This is a genomic window from Caldivirga sp. UBA161 (assembly GCF_002506515.1).
Taxonomy (GTDB): Archaea; Thermoproteota; Thermoprotei; order Thermoproteales; family Thermocladiaceae; genus Caldivirga.
Genome location: NZ_DAXS01000068.1, coordinates 114,080 through 131,287, shown reverse-complemented (window position 1 = coordinate 131,287; position 17,208 = coordinate 114,080). Strand labels below are relative to the sequence as shown.

General features: G+C 39.1%; 17 protein-coding genes. 13 read left to right on the top strand and 4 right to left on the bottom strand.

Annotation, left to right across the window (positions count from 1 at the left end; genetic code table 11):
• Positions 1–133 precede the first annotated feature (133 nt).
• The 3 genes from BP896_RS08030 (at position 134) to BP896_RS08020 (ending at position 2,638) form a co-directional block, all read left to right on the top strand.
• On the top strand, positions 134–883 hold the full coding sequence (locus BP896_RS08030) for a hypothetical protein (protein ID WP_291767380.1): 750 nt from the start codon (positions 134–136) through the stop codon (positions 881–883).
• Between the two features lie 134 nt (positions 884–1,017).
• Positions 1,018–1,764: an archaeal proteasome endopeptidase complex subunit alpha gene (psmA, locus tag BP896_RS08025; protein WP_291767378.1), complete on the top strand. Its 747-nt coding sequence runs from the start codon at positions 1,018–1,020 to the stop codon at positions 1,762–1,764.
• Between the two features lie 37 nt (positions 1,765–1,801).
• On the top strand, positions 1,802–2,638 hold the full coding sequence (locus BP896_RS08020; RefSeq protein ID WP_291767376.1) for a metallophosphoesterase: 837 nt from the start codon (positions 1,802–1,804) through the stop codon (positions 2,636–2,638).
• Positions 2,639–2,689: 51 nt separating this feature from the next.
• Here BP896_RS08020 and hemB read toward each other — a convergent pair whose 3' ends face one another.
• Positions 2,690–3,733 carry a porphobilinogen synthase gene (gene hemB, locus BP896_RS08015; RefSeq protein WP_291767375.1) on the bottom strand — a complete coding sequence of 348 codons (1,044 nt, stop codon included), beginning with the start codon at positions 3,731–3,733 and terminating at the stop codon, positions 2,690–2,692.
• A 193-nt stretch (positions 3,734–3,926) separates the two neighbouring features.
• Between hemB and BP896_RS08010 the strand changes: the two genes are divergently transcribed.
• A complete protein-coding gene (locus BP896_RS08010) occupies positions 3,927–4,655 on the top strand; it encodes an exodeoxyribonuclease III (protein ID WP_291767373.1) in 729 nt (242 codons plus the stop codon).
• Positions 4,656–4,738: 83 nt separating this feature from the next.
• Positions 4,739–5,989 carry an NADP-dependent isocitrate dehydrogenase gene (locus BP896_RS08005; protein WP_291767371.1) on the top strand — a complete coding sequence of 417 codons (1,251 nt, stop codon included), beginning with the start codon at positions 4,739–4,741 and terminating at the stop codon, positions 5,987–5,989.
• A 28-nt stretch (positions 5,990–6,017) separates the two neighbouring features.
• Here the strand turns inward: BP896_RS08005 and BP896_RS08000 are convergent, their stop codons facing one another.
• Positions 6,018–7,058 (bottom strand): hypothetical protein, encoded by a 1,041-nt coding sequence (locus BP896_RS08000; protein WP_291767369.1) that lies wholly within the window; start codon positions 7,056–7,058, stop codon positions 6,018–6,020.
• A gap of 110 nt (positions 7,059–7,168) precedes the next feature.
• Between BP896_RS08000 and BP896_RS07995 the strand changes: the two genes are divergently transcribed.
• From BP896_RS07995 to rnhB, 8 genes are all read left to right on the top strand, one after another.
• Positions 7,169–7,552 (top strand): hypothetical protein, encoded by a 384-nt coding sequence (locus tag BP896_RS07995; protein WP_291767368.1) that lies wholly within the window; start codon positions 7,169–7,171, stop codon positions 7,550–7,552.
• The gene (locus tag BP896_RS07990) at positions 7,549–10,845 is read left to right on the top strand and encodes a hypothetical protein (RefSeq protein WP_291767366.1); all 3,297 of its coding nucleotides are present in this window, start codon (positions 7,549–7,551) and stop codon (positions 10,843–10,845) included. Before BP896_RS07995 ends, BP896_RS07990 begins: the two co-directional genes overlap by 4 nt.
• 179 nt (positions 10,846–11,024) lie before the next feature.
• Positions 11,025–11,579, top strand: a complete 555-nt coding sequence (locus BP896_RS07985) for a MogA/MoaB family molybdenum cofactor biosynthesis protein (protein WP_291767365.1) — start codon at positions 11,025–11,027, stop codon at positions 11,577–11,579.
• 120 nt (positions 11,580–11,699) lie between these two features.
• Positions 11,700–12,200 (top strand): hypothetical protein, encoded by a 501-nt coding sequence (locus BP896_RS07980; RefSeq protein WP_291767363.1) that lies wholly within the window; start codon positions 11,700–11,702, stop codon positions 12,198–12,200.
• A gap of 77 nt (positions 12,201–12,277) precedes the next feature.
• The gene (locus tag BP896_RS07975) at positions 12,278–13,486 is read left to right on the top strand and encodes a hypothetical protein (RefSeq protein WP_291767361.1); all 1,209 of its coding nucleotides are present in this window, start codon (positions 12,278–12,280) and stop codon (positions 13,484–13,486) included.
• Between the two features lie 39 nt (positions 13,487–13,525).
• Positions 13,526–14,185 carry a precorrin-2 dehydrogenase/sirohydrochlorin ferrochelatase family protein gene (locus tag BP896_RS07970; protein WP_291767360.1) on the top strand — a complete coding sequence of 220 codons (660 nt, stop codon included), beginning with the start codon at positions 13,526–13,528 and terminating at the stop codon, positions 14,183–14,185.
• Complete coding sequence (locus tag BP896_RS07965) at positions 14,175–15,389, top strand: NAD(P)-binding domain-containing protein (protein ID WP_291767358.1); 1,215 nt, start codon at positions 14,175–14,177, stop codon at positions 15,387–15,389. Before BP896_RS07970 ends, BP896_RS07965 begins: the two co-directional genes overlap by 11 nt.
• Positions 15,373–16,002, top strand: coding sequence for a ribonuclease HII (rnhB, locus tag BP896_RS07960; RefSeq protein WP_291767356.1), 630 nt, complete (start codon positions 15,373–15,375; stop codon positions 16,000–16,002). The genes BP896_RS07965 and rnhB overlap by 17 nt, the downstream gene beginning before the upstream one ends.
• Before the next feature lie 36 nt (positions 16,003–16,038).
• Here rnhB and BP896_RS07955 read toward each other — a convergent pair whose 3' ends face one another.
• Both BP896_RS07955 and BP896_RS07950 read right to left on the bottom strand, forming a co-directional pair.
• Positions 16,039–16,773: a phosphatidate cytidylyltransferase gene (locus BP896_RS07955; protein ID WP_291767354.1), complete on the bottom strand. Its 735-nt coding sequence runs from the start codon at positions 16,771–16,773 to the stop codon at positions 16,039–16,041.
• The gene (locus BP896_RS07950; protein ID WP_291767353.1) at positions 16,745–17,179 is read right to left on the bottom strand and encodes a DUF371 domain-containing protein; all 435 of its coding nucleotides are present in this window, start codon (positions 17,177–17,179) and stop codon (positions 16,745–16,747) included. Before BP896_RS07950 ends, BP896_RS07955 begins: the two co-directional genes overlap by 29 nt.
• Positions 17,180–17,208: the final 29 nt, after the last annotated feature.

Sequence of the window (17,208 nt, the reverse complement as noted above, 5' to 3'; positions counted from 1 at the left end):
CTAAACATAATTGCGAAACCTTAAGTCCACTATTCCCGAATCTAATGTACTTCATACTTAAGCCCTCTTACCTAAACCTTATTAACTTATTACTTCGAAAGGAATAATAATTGGCTTAACAGAAGCCTAGGCTATGGATAAGGGAATAATAGTGATTGCGGTGGTTGTAATATTGGCTATGTCAATTTATGCAGTGGCTCAAGGGAATTATGAAAGCTACGTTAAGATAATTGGGGTTAATTACACTAGTCCAGTGGAGGTGGAGCAGCCCACTAACATCACGGTCCTAGTTGAGTACGCCCCTCCATGCCTCATAACAAGCCCAAACTCATGTATGTCAACAATAATGGTGGTGTTAAGTAATGGGTCATTAATACTTGGGAGTTTACCAATAGATACTGCGCCAGGTATACTTAAGTTCGTTTTTACAGTATCCTTAACGCATGTTGGTGTTAATAAATTAAACATAAGCCTCTATTATCTGCTTAATGGAACCTGGATCCTCGTTGATGAAAGGGCTATAAATATAACTGTTGAACCTCCGTTAACTACTAGGACATACACTGCCGCAGCATCAAATACTACATTAATAACTCCTGTTTTAATTAATAAGACAATTACTGTAACTGAAACATCAACCATAACTAAGACCATAACAACAGCCAGCACAGTAGTTAGTACGGTAAGCAGTACTGTCTACTTAACATCATATAGTACCTTATTAACAACTATTACATCAACTGTTACCGTTAATAGGGCTAATGTAGTGGGCTATAGCCAAATGGAATTAATTAACGTATCGCTAATTCTATCAGCAATCTCACTAATCCTAATAGCTGTGGCATTACTTGTACTAACTAGGTATTTGGCGGTTAGAAAATAAACTTACTTTCTACTTTAAAAGCGTAAAGCTCTTAGCTGATGGTGTTCTTACGGCTACTTAAGCAATAGCTTAGATTAAGGCTAAAGTGAACTATTAGTTAAAGGTTAAAAACACAGGGCAGTTAGGTCTTTAATATGTTCAGTCCACAGATGGCTGGATATGATCGGGCTATAACAATATTTAGCCCAGAAGGTGAATTATATCAGGTTAGGTACGCTGGCGAGGCAGTTAAGAGGGGTTGGGCTACAGTTGGCTTAAAGTGCTCCGATGGTGTTGTGCTTGCCGCTGAAAAAAGGAAGCTTGGCCCATTAATAGACCTTAATTCGGTGGAGAAGGTATACATGATTGATACTCATATTGGTGCAGCCTCAGCTGGTTTACTATCAGATGCCAGAATTCTAATAGATTATGCAAGGGAGCAAGCTCAAATATATAGGTTACTTTATGATGAGCAGGCTGATGTTGAGTACATAACTAAGAGAATTAGTGACCTTGAGCAGGCCTATACTCAACATGGTGGTGTTAGGCCCTTCGGTATAGCGTTAATAATAGGGGGTGTTGATAAGAATGGCCCCAGGCTTTACCAAACTGACCCAAGTGGAATATACTTCGGCTACTATGCAACAGCATTAGGAAGTGGCTCAACTCTTATTCTTGAGTACCTTGAGAAGAATTATAAGTACGAGATGGATATTAACTCTTGCATTAAATTAACTATAAAGTCACTGAGCCTAGTGGCTGAGAGCCTTGAAGCTGATAGGTTTGAGATTGGTGTTATTGATATCAAGACTAAGTACTTCAGGAAACTGACCATGGGTGAATTAAGTAAATTAATTGAGGAGGCTAAGAGTGAGGGGCTTCCGCAGAAACCAAGCGCGTAATCTTATTAAAGTATTTTGAATTAAGGCTAAGTAATCAATGATTAACAGGAGTCATTTTAAAGAATTAGTGGATAAGGCATTAGATAAGTTAGGTGAGCTAGAAACCTTAGTTAAGGTTAATTCAAATAAGGTGATTATATTAGGTGACCTGCATGGTGACTTAGATTCATTAGAGAGGATTATTAATGATTACCCACCCAATGAATGGCTTTACATTGGTTTAGGGGATTATGTAGATAGGGGCGAGTATCAGGTTGAAACCCTTGAGGGTGTCCTCAAGTTATTCCTACAGGGAAGCATGATACCGTTGAGGGGTAATCATGAGTCATATATTATGAATGAAGCCTATGGTTTTATGGATGAGGCATTACCATTACTTGGCCAAGGGCTACTATACACTGTAATGCATGAGTTGTTCCCAGCATTACCCTACGCGGCATTACTTAACAACAGGATTCTACTACTGCATGGTGGCTTAGCTAAAGGCTTAGAGACCATTGATGACATACTTAAGTTAAGTAAACATGATGATGAACCAAGTAACCCAGTGGCATTTCAAATCCTTTGGAATGACCCAAGTGATGAGGTTAAGGGATTCGTAGATAGCCCCAGGGGGATCGGAGCCTACTTATTTGGCCCTGATGTAACAATGGATTTCATTAAGAGAAATAACATAGATCTCATAGTGAGGGGGCACAGTTACATAACTGAAGGATACTGGAAGTTCCATAATGGTAAGGTAATATCATTATTCACGTCATCCTCAGGCCCCTACAGTTTAAGTAAACCTAAGGTAATGCTCCTCTCAGGGAATGAGCTTAAGGTAGTTGATGTTAAGAGCAGGAGGATTGTTGATGCCATTACCCTTAGTTAAGCATAAACTAATTAACTTAAGTAAAGTAATGTGATTTAAGTAATCCCATTATTAGAATATATCCTCAATTTCATTAATCCATCCTGAAGCCTCCTTAGCGTAGTAGGTTATTATTATGTTTGCTCCAGCCCTCTTAATAGATATTAATGATTCCAACACAGCCATCTTCTCATTAAGCCAACCATTTAAGGCTGCAGCCTTAATCATAGAGTACTCGCCACTTACTTGATACGCAGCTAAGGGCACTTCAGGGAAGTTTTGTTTAACCAACCTGATAACATCTAGGTAAGGCATTGCAGGCTTAACCATAACTATGTCGGCTCCCTCCTCAAGATCCATTGAAACCTCCTTAATAGCCTCATAGGCATTCCTAGGATCCATCTGGTAACTACGCCTATCACCAAACTTAGGTGCACTATCTGCAGCCTCCCTGAATGGACCATAGAATGTGCTTGAATACTTGGAGCTGTAACTCATTATTATTGTATCAGTGAACCCATTATTATCAAGGGCCTCCCTTATGGCCTTAACCTGCCCATCCATCATACCTGAGGGGGCTACTACATCAGCCCCAGCTTCAGCGTAATTAACCGCAACCTTAGCGTAAATGCTTATGGTTGCATCATTATTAATAACATACTTAGGCTGGTTAGCTGCTTGAAGAGTTTGAACCGGGTCCCTATATTCAACAACGCCACAGTGCCCATGATCAGTATAGTCACATAGGCATACATCAGTCATAAGTATTATTGAGTTCCCGAAATTCTCCCTAAGCATTCTCAACGCCTTAGGTACAGGCCCATTCTTGTTATAAGCTAAGGAGCCTAAGGGGTCCTTATTCTTAGTAACACCAAAAAGCAGGAATGCCCTTACCCCTGATTCCACGGCATTCTCAATAGCTTTAATTAATTCATCACCAATAGGGTACCTGTACTGGCCAGGCATTGAGTTTATCTGTTCTATAGAGCCCTCATCCTTAACGAAAACCGGTAAAACCAAGTTACTGGGTAAGAGTGAGGTTTCGGAAACCATGTTCCTAATTATCCTACTACTCCTTAATCTTCTTGGCCTCGTGATTGGGAACCTATAATACATTACTCATGAGATTCAGCCTGGGGATAAATACCTTTTCCACTTAAGGATTAGCATTCACTTTACCATAAAATGGAATGTTCAAAGGATTCACCCTTCAATTACTGCGCATACTTTATTTACCGTAAAATTATTTATTAATTAAACTGGAGGTTAGAAAAAAGAGCTTCAGTTAAGTGTTTTAGGGTGAATTAGCATGAGGTTAATGTCATGGAATGTTAACGGTATTAGGAGCGCATTAAGAAAGGGGGCATTAAGAGTGGTTAATGACTTTGATATTGTTCTGCTTCAGGAAATTAGGTCAAGTGACTTACCCCTGGATCTACTATCAATGGATTTCAATGTTTACGGGTTCCCAGCGGTGAGGAAAGGGTACAGTGGTGTATTGACGTTAAGTAGGGTTAAGCCAATTAACGTGATTAGGGGGATTGGGGTAAAGGACTTTGATGATGAGGGTAGGGTAATTTCAATTGAGTTACCTGACTTCTACGTAATAAACGTCTACTTCCCGAGGGCTGGTGATAACCTTAGTAGGCTCTCATTTAAGTTAGCCTTCAATAGGAGTATTGAGAAATTCGCACTAGATTTAAGGTTGAGGAAGCCAGTGGTTATTTGCGGTGACTTTAATGCTGTTTACGCCAGGCAGGATTCAAGCTTTTGGAATGAGAATCACCCAGGCTTAACGCCGCTGGAGAGGCAATGGTTAAGCGAATTCATTGGTAAAGGCTTCACTGACACCTTTAGGTTAATTCACCCTAATGAAGTTAAGTACTCGTGGAGGAGCTACAGGGATAAGAGTAAGGCAATGAGGATTGATTATTGCCTTGCTTCAAGTGAATTAACCAATAGGGTGGTTGATGCCGATATCCTTAATAACGTTGAGGGTTCGGATCACAGCCCAGTTCTCCTTGTGATTAATCCATAGAGTAGGCGTTATTTCATTTAATGTTTTTAAATATGCCCTAATTTAGAGTAAGGCTTAAAACATTAGACTTAGAGCTAGGTTTAATGCCTATTCAATACAATCCACCTGAGGATGGGGAACCCATAGTAATTAGGAACGCCGTGTTTGAGAAGGTTCCAAATAAGCCCATAGTACTCTACATACTTGGTGATGGAATAGGGCCTGAGATAGTTAGTGTTGCCATGGAGGTTGCCGATAAGGCGGTTGAATTAGCCTATGGCTCATCAAGGCAAATAAAGTGGATGGAGGTTTACGCCGGTGAGAAGGCTGAGAAGCTTACTGGTAATAGATTACCTCAGGAAACCATTGATGCCCTTCAGAAGTATAGGGTAGTGCTGAAGGGCCCATTGGAAACACCAGTCGGTGGTGGTTGGAGGTCAATAAACGTGGCTATTAGACTCCTACTGGATACTTACGCTAATGTTAGGCCTATTAAGTATGTTCAAGGTATTGAATCACCACTGAAGAATCCTGAGAGGATTGATTGGGTTATTGTGAGGGAAAACACTGATGACTTATATAAGGGGCTTGAGTGGACTTGGGATAGCCCTGAGGCGGCTAAGTTAAGGAAATTCCTTAGGGAGGAACTTAAGGTTGAGGTTGATGAGGATTGCGGCATTGGTATTAAGCCAATAAGCCGTTGGAGGACACAGAGAGTTGCCAGGTTTGCTTACAGGTTTGCGTTAAATAATAGGAGGAGATCAGTGACAATAATGCATAAGGGTAATGTAATGAAGTACACTGAGGGTGCATTCAGGGAGTGGGCTTATGAAGTTGCCTTAAAGGAGTTTAGGGACTATGTGGTAACTGAGGATGAGGTTAATAAGCTCTACAATGGTAAGGTACCGGCTGGGAAGATACTTGTTAATGATAGGATGGCTGATAACATGTTTGCTCAACTGGTTACTAGGCCTGAATCTTATGATGTAGTCTTAGCCCCAAATGTTAACGGTGACTACATAAGTGAATTGGCAGCCTCACTAATGGGTAATGTAGGTATGATTGGTGCAGCTAACGTGGGTGATACAGCGGTTATGGTTGAGGCAATGCATGGTACAGCCCCCAAGTACGCGGGTAAGAATGTAGCTAACCCAACCAGTGAAATTAGGGCTATTGAACTTCTCCTAAGGTTCATGAATTGGACCGAGGCAGCTAATTTACTTGATAAGGCTATTACTGAGGCTATAAGGCAAAGGAAGGTTACGCAGGATATCGCTAGATACATGGGTATTACACCACTTGGTACTAAGGAGTATGGTAAGGCGTTAATTGAAATCATGGAAACCATTAAGTGAGCGCCGTTAATCAAGTTCCTATTAAATCTTAATTAAAATCTATAAATTCATCATTTAACTTAATCCATTCATTTAAAATTGCCGTAATTAAATTCTCCTTAACATTGCCAAGCATTTTAGATAATTCATGGAGTGAATTTAAGTCATTATTTATGGATAGTAGGCTTAACCTATATACATACTCATAGAGTAAGGAGCTTAATAACCTAGATTTAATAAGTTCAGCGCCATAACCATTTAATAAATCATCAGGTATTGTTGGATTAAACGTTAAGTAATTAACCTGAATATCATCAAATGAGCCATAATTATAGATATAGATTCTCGTTAATTCAGCTAGTAATGCATTATAGTAATTAGACCTAGGAGGCAGGCTAGTGATTATTTCACTTAGCGTACTCTTCAATAGCTGAGGATTCATAGCCAGCACCCTCCTTGATACCTCAAATATGAGGCGTATGGGGTAATTTACCTTATATTTATTAATGAGGGAAGTAATGAAGATTACAGCCATTGCATCGCTCTTACTGGTTACGTTCAAATATTCAACAAGCGTATTGGGTAATACTGACATGTAAAGCATTAATGAGTTAATAATGCTTCTCCTTATTAAGCCCTGCGCCTTCTTATATAAGTAATGCCTAACCATTCCCCTAGTGATCTTTACAGTATGCTTTAACGTATAAATCATTTTACTATACGGTAGGCTACTGTGGTTAGTGACCTTGCTATACCATTCTGCAACATCATCCTTATATCTATACTCATAGTTCTTAATTAAATTAACCATTCCTTCAGCCTTCTTAACTAAGTAAGTTGGGTTAATTACTGATATTAATGAGACGTATCTTAAATTCCCAATGATCTTACTTACCTCCTCACCCTTTACATTACTGGATAGATTACTAATGAGTATTCTCCTGAAATGTGCATCATTAACTAGTGATGTTAATGGTATTGAGCAAGTAATGTAATGATTAGCTAATAAACTTGAACCTATGTATAAATCAAGGAATAGTGATGGGGCATACATGTATAGTATTACTTGTGAAGGATTATTATCCTCCATAGCTACTACACACCTACACGCTTATAACATTTATTTAATATAGGGTATGTTACTTAGCAGCATTACCCTACATAGTTTAGGGCTAAGTTATACAAAATAACTACTACTTAATGATTGCTTTAATTTACGATATAGTTAATGAAATTGAAAACGAGTTAGTGATACCTATAATGAATGATGTATTCAAGGTCCTAAGCATTATTGGGGGATTAGCACTATGGCTAATGGTAATAAGTGTACTAATTAAGGCAATTGAGAGTAAACTGGGTCCAACAGGATGGGCCAGGGCAGCGGCATTATGGGATTTATTCAGTAACTTTAAATGGTTCATAGTAACAATAATAGGCTTATACGTGACAATCTACTCACTTGCCTTAATAGCCAATTACGTGAGTGGATCAAGTATCGTTAATCCAGTGAGCTTCGCCAGTGAACTACTCTACAGGGTGTTTTTCAGTCCATTTATTGAGATCTGGAAAAGTATAGCACCATGATTAGTGAAATTCTACTAATTATGATCATTGAATCATTACTAATTACGGTTTATAGAGTATGGAGGAATGATTACCAGCATATTTTAAATGACATAATTTTACTCATAGGCATAGTATTATTATCCCTTACAATAATTAACTTATTCAATAGCAGTAATTTAAACACAATAGTGAGGTTAGAGGAGTATTGGGGCTTGATAATGAATTCAACAGCTAAGGTAATGATTACTAAGAGCATTATATTAATGGTATTGAACATTTTAGGTTTATTCATATACAATGTTGAATTAGGATACATCTTAAGTAATATTGGGTTAAATCTAGTTTTTGGGAGACTAATAGACCTAGCCTCAGAGGTACTGTATATAGTCTTCTCCTACTCTCAATTAATGTATATAATTTACCACATGATTCATGTAATATGGATCATTGCCAAGGCATTTGAACCAGTAATTACATTACTTGCACCATTAGTGATTATTAGGGGCATTAGGCCATTAATAGTACCATTAATTGCAGTTGGCTTATCTCTAATGATGATTCCAGTATACGCTTCATCCCAATTAGGGTACAGTAACGCGAACTTAATTAACCTACTCATGCTAGTTAATAGGACACTTAACTTATTGAATTACAGTAATGGTATTCATATATATGTACTTAATTCACAATACGCCTTAATCACTGGAAGCTTATGTGGCGCAGGGTTTATATCGTATGGTGAATCAATAATGATTGCTGGGAATCATGGGAATCAATCAGGATGCTTAGTAACATTGAATTCCACATACATAGCCTGGATTAAGGTCCCAGCAATTATTACAGTAGGCACTGAATATGAATCAGTAATCCCGGTTACTTACATTAATGTGAATCCAATAGTTAATGAATTAATTATTAATAATAAGGTAAGCGCACTTTGGAGTTGGGTAAGGAAACCTTCAACCTGGTTAGCCACAAGTAATAATTATGCCTTAACGTTGCATTTTAATCAGACAATCATTAATAATTCAACGATAGTACTCTGGGCGTATGCAAGTAAGGTTAGTGTTCACTTAGATAAGGTAGGTAATTGCAGTGAAGAGGTATTAGGCATTAATGGTGATGTTATTAATAGGGAATTAATCTCACGGTTCGATGAATTTGAGGAATACGCGTTAAACTACTATAATTCATCGTTAATATACGGTATGGTTTGGTTAAGGAATGAAAGCCTATTTAACCCAATAAGCCCTAATCCCCCAGCGGATTTAAGGCAGTACTTAGTTAATATAACTTGTAGGGGTAATGGGACAGCAGGAGGTAGTATTACCATTGTGGGTTCTAGATTAAGCACATGGGGTTATGAGGGTAACCTAATAGCTTACACTAGCAACCTATACGCATACTTTAAAAGCATGAATAATAACTTTCATGGATCATTACTTGATAAATTCATGGTGATTCCAAGTGCATTGGCATGGTTAATGTACCCATTATCGGTGGTGGGGTTACTTGAAGCATTACTGGTGCTTACAGGTGAATTAACCCCCTTAAATACACCAATAATGAGACTAACCAGTGAATTAAGGAATCTCGTATTCCTAATAAGTAACCAATCCCCCAGATCACTAATACTTAGCCTAATCAGGATTAAGCAAGGTAAGGGTAGGGCTACAGACCTAAGCAGTATTATTAAGGGGAATTACCATTACTCAGCTAATAGGCAGGGAATGCGTAGATTACTAGCCCCTTATATTAGGCAAAACTACTTAAACCACTTAAGTAATCATGGCTTATTCGGTATTTATCTTAAGTCAAGGAATAATCCATACTTATCAAGCCTATTAAGAGAAGCATCAGGCAGTAGGCATAGGCCAGGATTAATAAGTAGTATCAAGATTAGGCACCTATTAGCCAGACCCCTTGGCCCACCTGAATTAGCAGGCAATATACTGCTTGGAGGTAGGTGGAACCAATGGATGGAGTCAAGGGAATTCTTGATGGAGAGGCTTATTAAAAACGAGGTGCTTATCTTCAAACTTTATGAGAGGGGATTATTAAGTAATCGGGAGGCTCAGAGGAGGATTAGGTACTGGTTCTTCAGGAGTATTATGGAGTATAGGAGTAGGCTGAGGCTTACTGCTAGTGGAAGGGGTGCTCTCATGGCATTAACCTACTTAACCCATGGCCACTCCAAGGATATCATACCCAGGTTATTGGAGTCTAATAATGAAGTAAAATTGAGTAGGGGGCTTAGGATTAATAAGAGTGATAAATTAACGGCATTCACATTACTATCACTAGCTATGAATCCTGATGCTAAGGCAATAGTGGCATTAGTTAAGTCCGGTATCCTAAGTGTAGATAAGGGTAAATTAATGGAATTAATGGGCCTGTATAGGGAATTAACATCACCATGGATTATTAATCATGTTAAAAATGTGGTTGAGGAATTGCAGAAGTTGAAAGTATCAGCAGAAACTTATAGAATAATCATGGGTAATGTTAGGAAAATATTAGCTGTCCAGGAAAATTTAATTAAGCAATACGTAAGGTTAAATGCGGGGAATATAAGATTTAAGTACAGTAACTTAAATGGATCAACACCATTAAGGGGTTTAATTAAAGCTAAGAATATAAGTAACCTAGCCGTTTACCTACTAAGAGATTCAACAAACATACACTCAGTATACATGAACCATCTAAGGAATTTAAGCGCAGGCGTAATTAACATTAGGCGTAGAAGCACATTAGTGGGCATTATAATGGAATACGCATTTAGTAAAGGTAACGTGGACTTAGCCCTAATCTCCACGAGCCTAGGACTCCATCCCGTAACATTAATTAAGGAAATGCTTATGATTCTTGATCCATCAACTGCCATGAATACTGTTAGGAGTATTATTAGGCAAAGTATTCTAGATGAGGATTTAAAGAGGGAATTAACGGCAGCATTAACCCTTAATCCAAATTCCATAGCATATAGAAGGCTATATGAACGCTACTTAATAAGAATGGCTAGGTTCTATGATGGTTCTATTAACGCTAGCGATAAGGTATGGTTAAGTGGCTTAATGAATCAACTTGACCATATGGTTGCCTTATTCGCCGATTCCTATATTAGAAGAAACATTGGGAGTGTGAAGTTTAATGCGGCATTAAAGCTAAGTAAAGCAAACGCCATAAGGAGCGTAATGAAGTTAAGCATTTATAATGAAACCGAGTACTCCACACTACTAAGCATTACTAGGATTAGGAGGAGTATTAGGTTCACTGGGGGTAAATATTTAAGTAGTATTAAGCGTAGTTAAGTTAGTGATGAGCAACGGATAAGGCCTATTGGTGGGCCTTACCTAGCTGAGGACCTAATTGATGATGGTCCATAGCGCTGATGCTTATGTTCAAGATGCATTATGTAAAATCAAGAGTAACCCTACATTCTTAAAGGAGCCGGCAATGCTTAAATATAGAATCAAGAGAATTAGGGTTTATGAACATTAGTAAGGGTAATGTAGTTTCACCTCACGTGGAACATGAGAAGAGGGGGCCAAGTAAGGTTAAGTTCTTCATAATTACCGTAAGCACATCAAGATATGAGTTAATGAAGGCTGGTAAACAGTATAAGGATGAGTCAGGTGACTTAGCCTCAGCAAAGATAATTAACTCCGGCCACTCAGTGGTGGGTAGGTTATTGATTAGTGATGATGAAGGTATGATTAAGAATTCACTGAGTGAATTACTTCATAGGGATGATGTGGATGCCATAATCCTAATAGGTGGTACAGGCTTAGCTAAGAGTGATGTGACTATTGAGTCTGTGAAGCCATTATTCAGTAAGGAGATTGAAGGCTTTGGGGAATTATTTAGGTTCATTAGTTATCAGAGAATAGGGGCATCAGCAATGTTAAGTAGGGCAACTGCAGGAATTATTAATGATAAGCTAGTTGTTTGCCTACCTGGATCACCTGATGCTGTTGAAACCGGGCTTAGCCTAATTATTGACCAAGTATCACACATACTATACATAACGCGTTTAAGCCGTTAAACCACCCCTTACAAGTAACAACTGAAAGCCTCGCCCTTTAGGGCGGGGAGGAGGTCAGCGGTGGCGGTTGCCATCTAATAGAATAATAGTTTTAAATGCATGAATAGGGAATATTCGAAAATGCCTAAACTACCTGCCCGTGTTAAGAGGATTATGATTATAATAGGTGTAGCTGTTATTGTAACTGCAGGAGTGTTACTATACTTATCCCACATGTACTTGTCATTATCTAGTAGGCATAATGCAACGACATTATGCTTAGAATTCATAAATACTTTAACTGAAGTGAATTGGATTAATAAATCAAGTATAGTGAGTATGGTTAATAACTACACTAAGGCGTATCACGTATCAATGAAGGTAACTGCATACTCCTTAAATGGAACCCTACTATTCACATATGGTTCATATATACCACCAATACTTAATGGGGGTCAATCATCCCCATCCATTATTAGTAGCAGCCAAGTATCCATACTTAATTACGGCGTGTGTCAGTATTATGGTAAGGGCCTCATATGGGAGGTTCAGATTGGGACATTACCTGAAGCCCTATACTTATTTGTAATCGGCCTAACCTTAATCTTCATTGGTTTAGCGCTAGTGGCTATTGGTGCTTAATTAAGGTATGCTATTCCCAAGCCTTTAATAGTATTAACATAGAAAGGTTTAATATTCAGTAATACTAGGCGAGTTTAATGCTGGGCTTAGCATTAGCGATATTAACATTGGGATTACTGAAGGCACCAGTAATCTACCTATATAGTGGAGGTAATTACCTATTAGCGGTTGTAGTAAATTTCACATCAACTAGCCAATATTCACAGGTTTATGTTGTTAATAGCTCCGGTTGGTTCAAAGTTAACGCAATACCCGGTAATGGGCAGGGTGTATTGGTAACTAATACGTACCAGTATGGTGATCAAGTGTATTTATTGGGCTTCAGTAGCAGTGGCCCATTATTAATTAGGCTTAGGCTTGGAAATAATTACGTAACAGACATAACTAATTTATCAAGGTACTTACCAGTCAGCCTACAGCCCTATGCCTTAACCGTATTAAATGATACAGTGTACGTGTTTGGGATAATGAATGGTTATGCATCAGCCTTCCTAATAAACCTAAGTAAGGGAAGTATAGTTAACTTAACTGGTATATTTAAGGGTGTTTGGTCATCATCAACGCCCATATCAGCTGCAATGCAGGGTGGTTCACTACTCATTTTAGCAATGTCAAGTAACCTAACTCCGCTTTTAGGCCTACTTAATGGTAATGAGGTAAGAACAGTAAACATGCCTCAAATTAAGGGTTTACCGCTTGGCTTATTTCAATTCAATAATGAGGCTCTAATACCAATAATGACTGTTAAGCAATCCTCATCAACCATACCAGTCATGTACTTATCTGGAGTGGATAATACCTACACAATGGGTACTTCGCTCCTCTACTACGATAATGGTACATTACTCAATTTTACTAACTGCATAAATCCAAGTGCAGTAATATTTGATGTCTACTGGGTTAATGCTACTACTGCATTGCTTGGAGGAGGTATTGTTAATGATGCCACCTGGGAACCATACTTATCAATACTTAACATTAATCACTGTAAGTCAACCATAATACCGGTGGGATTAAGCGGCGCTATTTTTGCCGTATTAGGTAATTGGATTGGTGGTGGGTTAAACGTTGTTTACAATATTACAACATTATTAGGTGAGCCTTTCGTGATGAGGATTAATTACACAATGAGTATCAGTAACCCCACACTTCAAGCAATACCCAGTGTTCAATTCAGCTTAATTAGGGGGAGTGCGGTAACAATTAGTGAGGTGGTGATGGCTGTTGTGTTGGTCATTGGGTTAACTATATTAATACTACTCATGTTCAAAACTAAAGCTATTTGAATGAAGTGAGTTTTATAAGTTAATTAACTATAGGCCCGTGTGGCTAGGGTACCATTATTTGTGGAATTTAATGATAAGAGGGTGCTGGTTATTGGCGGCGGCTACGTTGGCACAAGGAGGGCTCTTAAATTCTCTGAGGCAGGTGCCTATGTAACTGTTATAGCACTTAAACCATCAAGTGAACTTATTAAGGCTAATTCAACAAGTAGCATTGATTTAATAATAGCTGATGCAGGAATGTTTGACTACAGCAGGATAATAAGGGTCATTAACCTATTGGTTTACGCAATACCAACTAATACTGAGCTTAAGAATAGGCTTAGGGAAATGATTAGGGGTGAACGTGTACTCTTCAATGATACAACTAATGCCAATGAAACAGAAGTCGTAGTTCCCTTCGAGGGTGAGGTTAATGGGGTAAGATTCGCAGTGACGACGGAGGGTAAGAGTGGTGTTGCAGCATCAATAGTTAGGGATTACCTTCAGGCTGAGTTAGCTAAAAGTGACCTTCACCCATTAATAAACGCTTGGTATGAGGCTAAGGAGTTAATAAAGAAGAGGGTTAATGACCCACATATTAGAATGAGCATATACTTTGAGCTTAAGTATGATGAGAACTTCATTGAACTAGCCAGGAAAGGGGATATGGGTAATGTGGTTAAGTACGTTAATGAGGTGATTAAGAATCATGGGTATTGACGATTACTTGAATAAGATAAGGGCTTTAACACTTAACCATAAGAGGGTTAGCACAATCACGTTATCTGAAACATACCTAAACAGTGATGAAATCTACGGTAAATTAATGAATTATTACAATGAAGTATTCCTACTTCAGACATGCAATAGGGTTGAGGTTTACATATATGGTGATGATGATTCAGCCGTAGAGGATGTGTATAGGGTTAAGGGCACTATTAACTATGTGGATAAGTTAACGGGAATTGATGCTGTACGCCACATATTCAGGGTTGCCGCTGGCCTTGAATCAGCTGCAGTGGGGGAGTCTGAGATACTGGGTCAGGTTGAGGATGCATTCAATGATGCTAGGAGGAGGGGAGCATTAGGTGGCTTACTGGGTTTCACTATTGAGAGGGCTATTAGGACTGGAAAGGAGATCAGGAGTAGGTTCCCGGAAATCTCAATAGGGTTAGCGAGCATAGGTTCACTGGTGGCTGAGTATGTGCATAGGGTTAGGGGGCTTAACTCAAGGATCACTGTTGTTGGGGCGGGTTCCATTGGGTCAGACATAGTTAGGAGACTTGCTGAAAAAGGGTTCAGAAACATAACGGTGGTTAATAGGACCCTTGATAAAGCTAAGGCTGTGGCGTTAAGGTACAGATTAAGGTACGCTTCTATTGATTCACTGAGAAGCATTATAAGAGATAGTGATGTAGTGATCTTTGCCACATCCGCAATGAATCCCCTACTACATAGGAGAGATGTGGAGGAATTAAGCAGTAAACCAATCATAATTGATGTTGGGGTACCTAGGAATGTTGATCCAGAAATCCCTGGCGTGGTTTCAATAGATGAATTAAAGAACCTGGAAAATGAAATTAGGGAGGGTAAGAAGAAGGCTTTAGATGAGGCAAGTAGGTTAATTGAACTTAGGCTCATTGAGTACAGGAGGTTATTCGCAAGGAGGGTTATAGAAGGTATGATGGGTGAATTAACTAAATGGGGGTTAAGTGTTGGGGAGGGTGAGGTTAAGAGGGCTGTTAAGGCTGGTTTAATAAGAAGTGAGGAGAATGGTGCAGCATTAGCCGTAAAATCCACAGCCAAGAAGGTTATGCTACCCCTCCTCATGTACTTAAAGGAATTGGCGGAGGAGGGTAAGTTTGATGAAGCATTAACAATAATAAGTGGGATTAGGGCTAAGCTTAATGAAGACGGCAAGTAGACTTGAGGCAGGGATAGATGAGGCTGGACGAGGCCCAGTAATAGGGCCAATGGTAATAGCAATAGTAGGTTGGAGTAACTCAGAGGCTGAAGGCATAGGGGTTAAGGACTCTAAGCAATTAACCCCAAGTGGAAGAAGTAGATTATATAAGCTAATAGTAAGTAAAGCACCGTGCGTTAAACATATTGTTATTGAACCCGGTGAAATAGATGAGTACGTTAATAGAGGATTATTGAATGAACTTGAGGCCATTAAGATGAGTGAGCTTATTAAAGCGTGTAGTGGAGCCACTAGGGTTTACGTGGATTCACCTGACCCTGACCCAAGTAGGTTTAGGGGATTCATTAATGCTAAGGATGTTGAGTTAATAGTCCTTAATCACGCTGATGAATCAATACCATTAGTGTCAGCAGCCAGCATAGTGGCTAAGGTAATTAGGGATACTATAATAAGTAGGCTTAAGGAAACCTACGGGGACTTTGGGAGCGGTTACCCAAGTGATCCAAGGACTATAGATGCCTTAAGGAGGTGGGTTAATGGTGGTTCTCTACCCCCAATAGTTAGGAGAAGTTGGAGGACTGTTAGGAGAATGATCAATGGTAAGTTATTCTAGTGCTTAACATAATGTTAATCAGCATCAGGAATCAACCTAAATTCTAGGAAACCTCAAGAGGTAGGCTAATACTGATGCTGCCACTGGGATGGCTAAATTATCTTCACCACTATAGGATTCAACAACACCAAGAACTATGCCCACTAGGTAGAGCCAGGTTAAGTAATTAAGCCCCACCAATATACCCACCACCAGTGAGAATACCAAGGCCCCCATTACAATACCCTCAATGGTTGTGTTACTGTAAGGCATCCTAATTCTACCAATGAGGGAGCCAAATAATGCGCTGAACGTATCATAGAACATTAACGCTAACACTCCGTAGTACGCATATGTATTAACTATTACGTAGGATGCGTAAACACCAACCATACCCATTAAAACCCCCAAGTACCCCCACTTCCTCTCATAATCCCTCTCAACACTCTTGATAAATTCACTGAAGGTGTCCTCAAGCTTATCCATCGATGCTAGTAATTCCTTAACAGCAGTCATGTTTAACATCTCAGCAACCCTCAGTATATTTAACCTAACGTTATTCCTAGCATCCTCAAGGGTACTTCTAATAACCACTGATATTAAAGGCCTCTTAACCTGATATATGTATAGGAATGATGACCCTATCAACAGTATTGTGTAGTATATCTCAACGTATGGTTCCTCAAGCCCCACCACTAATGGTATTATTAATAAAATGGATAATAGTAAATGAACAAGCTTCCTATAAAGCAGTGCCTTAACCCTATTCATCCTGCTTAAGTTCTGAACCAATTAAAATCACCTCAATTGGTTCACTATCCCTGGCTTTATTAATAAGATCCCTATCTAAGTCCTTAGCCGCCTTATTAGCAAGAAGCATAATGGTGGCGTCGTCCATGTGCCCACTCCTCCTAACTATAATCCTCCTCTCATCAGTAAGCCTTAACCCACTTAATCCTAACCCAACTACAATGTCCATGCTTGAACCAGCCACAATAATCATTAAAACCAATGAATAACCACTAGTTACCAGTTTCTTAAAGCTATTATCCAAGTCTGAGGCAGCCTTATCGGCGCAGCAGGCTATTATGCAGTCGCCCCTCTCAGTAATATAATTATCCTTAGTAACCTCAATAGTGTTCCTATGAGTCGCCCTCACGTTACCATGCCCCCTGGCCCAAATCACATCAATAATCATGCCCACCACCGGTCCTCTGGGAAAAGCTT

What these genes read in the sequence shown, in the direction of transcription:
- BP896_RS07995 (WP_291767368.1), top strand. Translation starts at nt 7,169, where the DNA reads ATGATTGCTTTAATTTACGATATAGTTAATGAAATTGAAAACGAGTTA.
- hemB (WP_291767375.1), bottom strand. Translation starts at nt 3,733, where the DNA reads ATGTATTATAGGTTCCCAATCACGAGGCCAAGAAGATTAAGGAGTAGT.
- BP896_RS07985 (WP_291767365.1), top strand. Translation starts at nt 11,025, where the DNA reads ATGAACATTAGTAAGGGTAATGTAGTTTCACCTCACGTGGAACATGAG.
- BP896_RS07965 (WP_291767358.1), top strand. Translation starts at nt 14,175, where the DNA reads ATGGGTATTGACGATTACTTGAATAAGATAAGGGCTTTAACACTTAAC.
- rnhB (WP_291767356.1), top strand. Translation starts at nt 15,373, where the DNA reads ATGAAGACGGCAAGTAGACTTGAGGCAGGGATAGATGAGGCTGGACGA.
- psmA (WP_291767378.1), top strand. Translation starts at nt 1,018, where the DNA reads ATGTTCAGTCCACAGATGGCTGGATATGATCGGGCTATAACAATATTT.
- BP896_RS07990 (WP_291767366.1), top strand. Translation starts at nt 7,549, where the DNA reads ATGATTAGTGAAATTCTACTAATTATGATCATTGAATCATTACTAATT.
- BP896_RS08020 (WP_291767376.1), top strand. Translation starts at nt 1,802, where the DNA reads ATGATTAACAGGAGTCATTTTAAAGAATTAGTGGATAAGGCATTAGAT.
- BP896_RS07980 (WP_291767363.1), top strand. Translation starts at nt 11,700, where the DNA reads ATGCCTAAACTACCTGCCCGTGTTAAGAGGATTATGATTATAATAGGT.
- BP896_RS08010 (WP_291767373.1), top strand. Translation starts at nt 3,927, where the DNA reads ATGAGGTTAATGTCATGGAATGTTAACGGTATTAGGAGCGCATTAAGA.
- BP896_RS07975 (WP_291767361.1), top strand. Translation starts at nt 12,278, where the DNA reads ATGCTGGGCTTAGCATTAGCGATATTAACATTGGGATTACTGAAGGCA.
- BP896_RS08000 (WP_291767369.1), bottom strand. Translation starts at nt 7,058, where the DNA reads ATGGAGGATAATAATCCTTCACAAGTAATACTATACATGTATGCCCCA.
- BP896_RS08005 (WP_291767371.1), top strand. Translation starts at nt 4,739, where the DNA reads ATGCCTATTCAATACAATCCACCTGAGGATGGGGAACCCATAGTAATT.
- BP896_RS07950 (WP_291767353.1), bottom strand. Translation starts at nt 17,179, where the DNA reads ATGATTATTGATGTGATTTGGGCCAGGGGGCATGGTAACGTGAGGGCG.
- BP896_RS08030 (WP_291767380.1), top strand. Translation starts at nt 134, where the DNA reads ATGGATAAGGGAATAATAGTGATTGCGGTGGTTGTAATATTGGCTATG.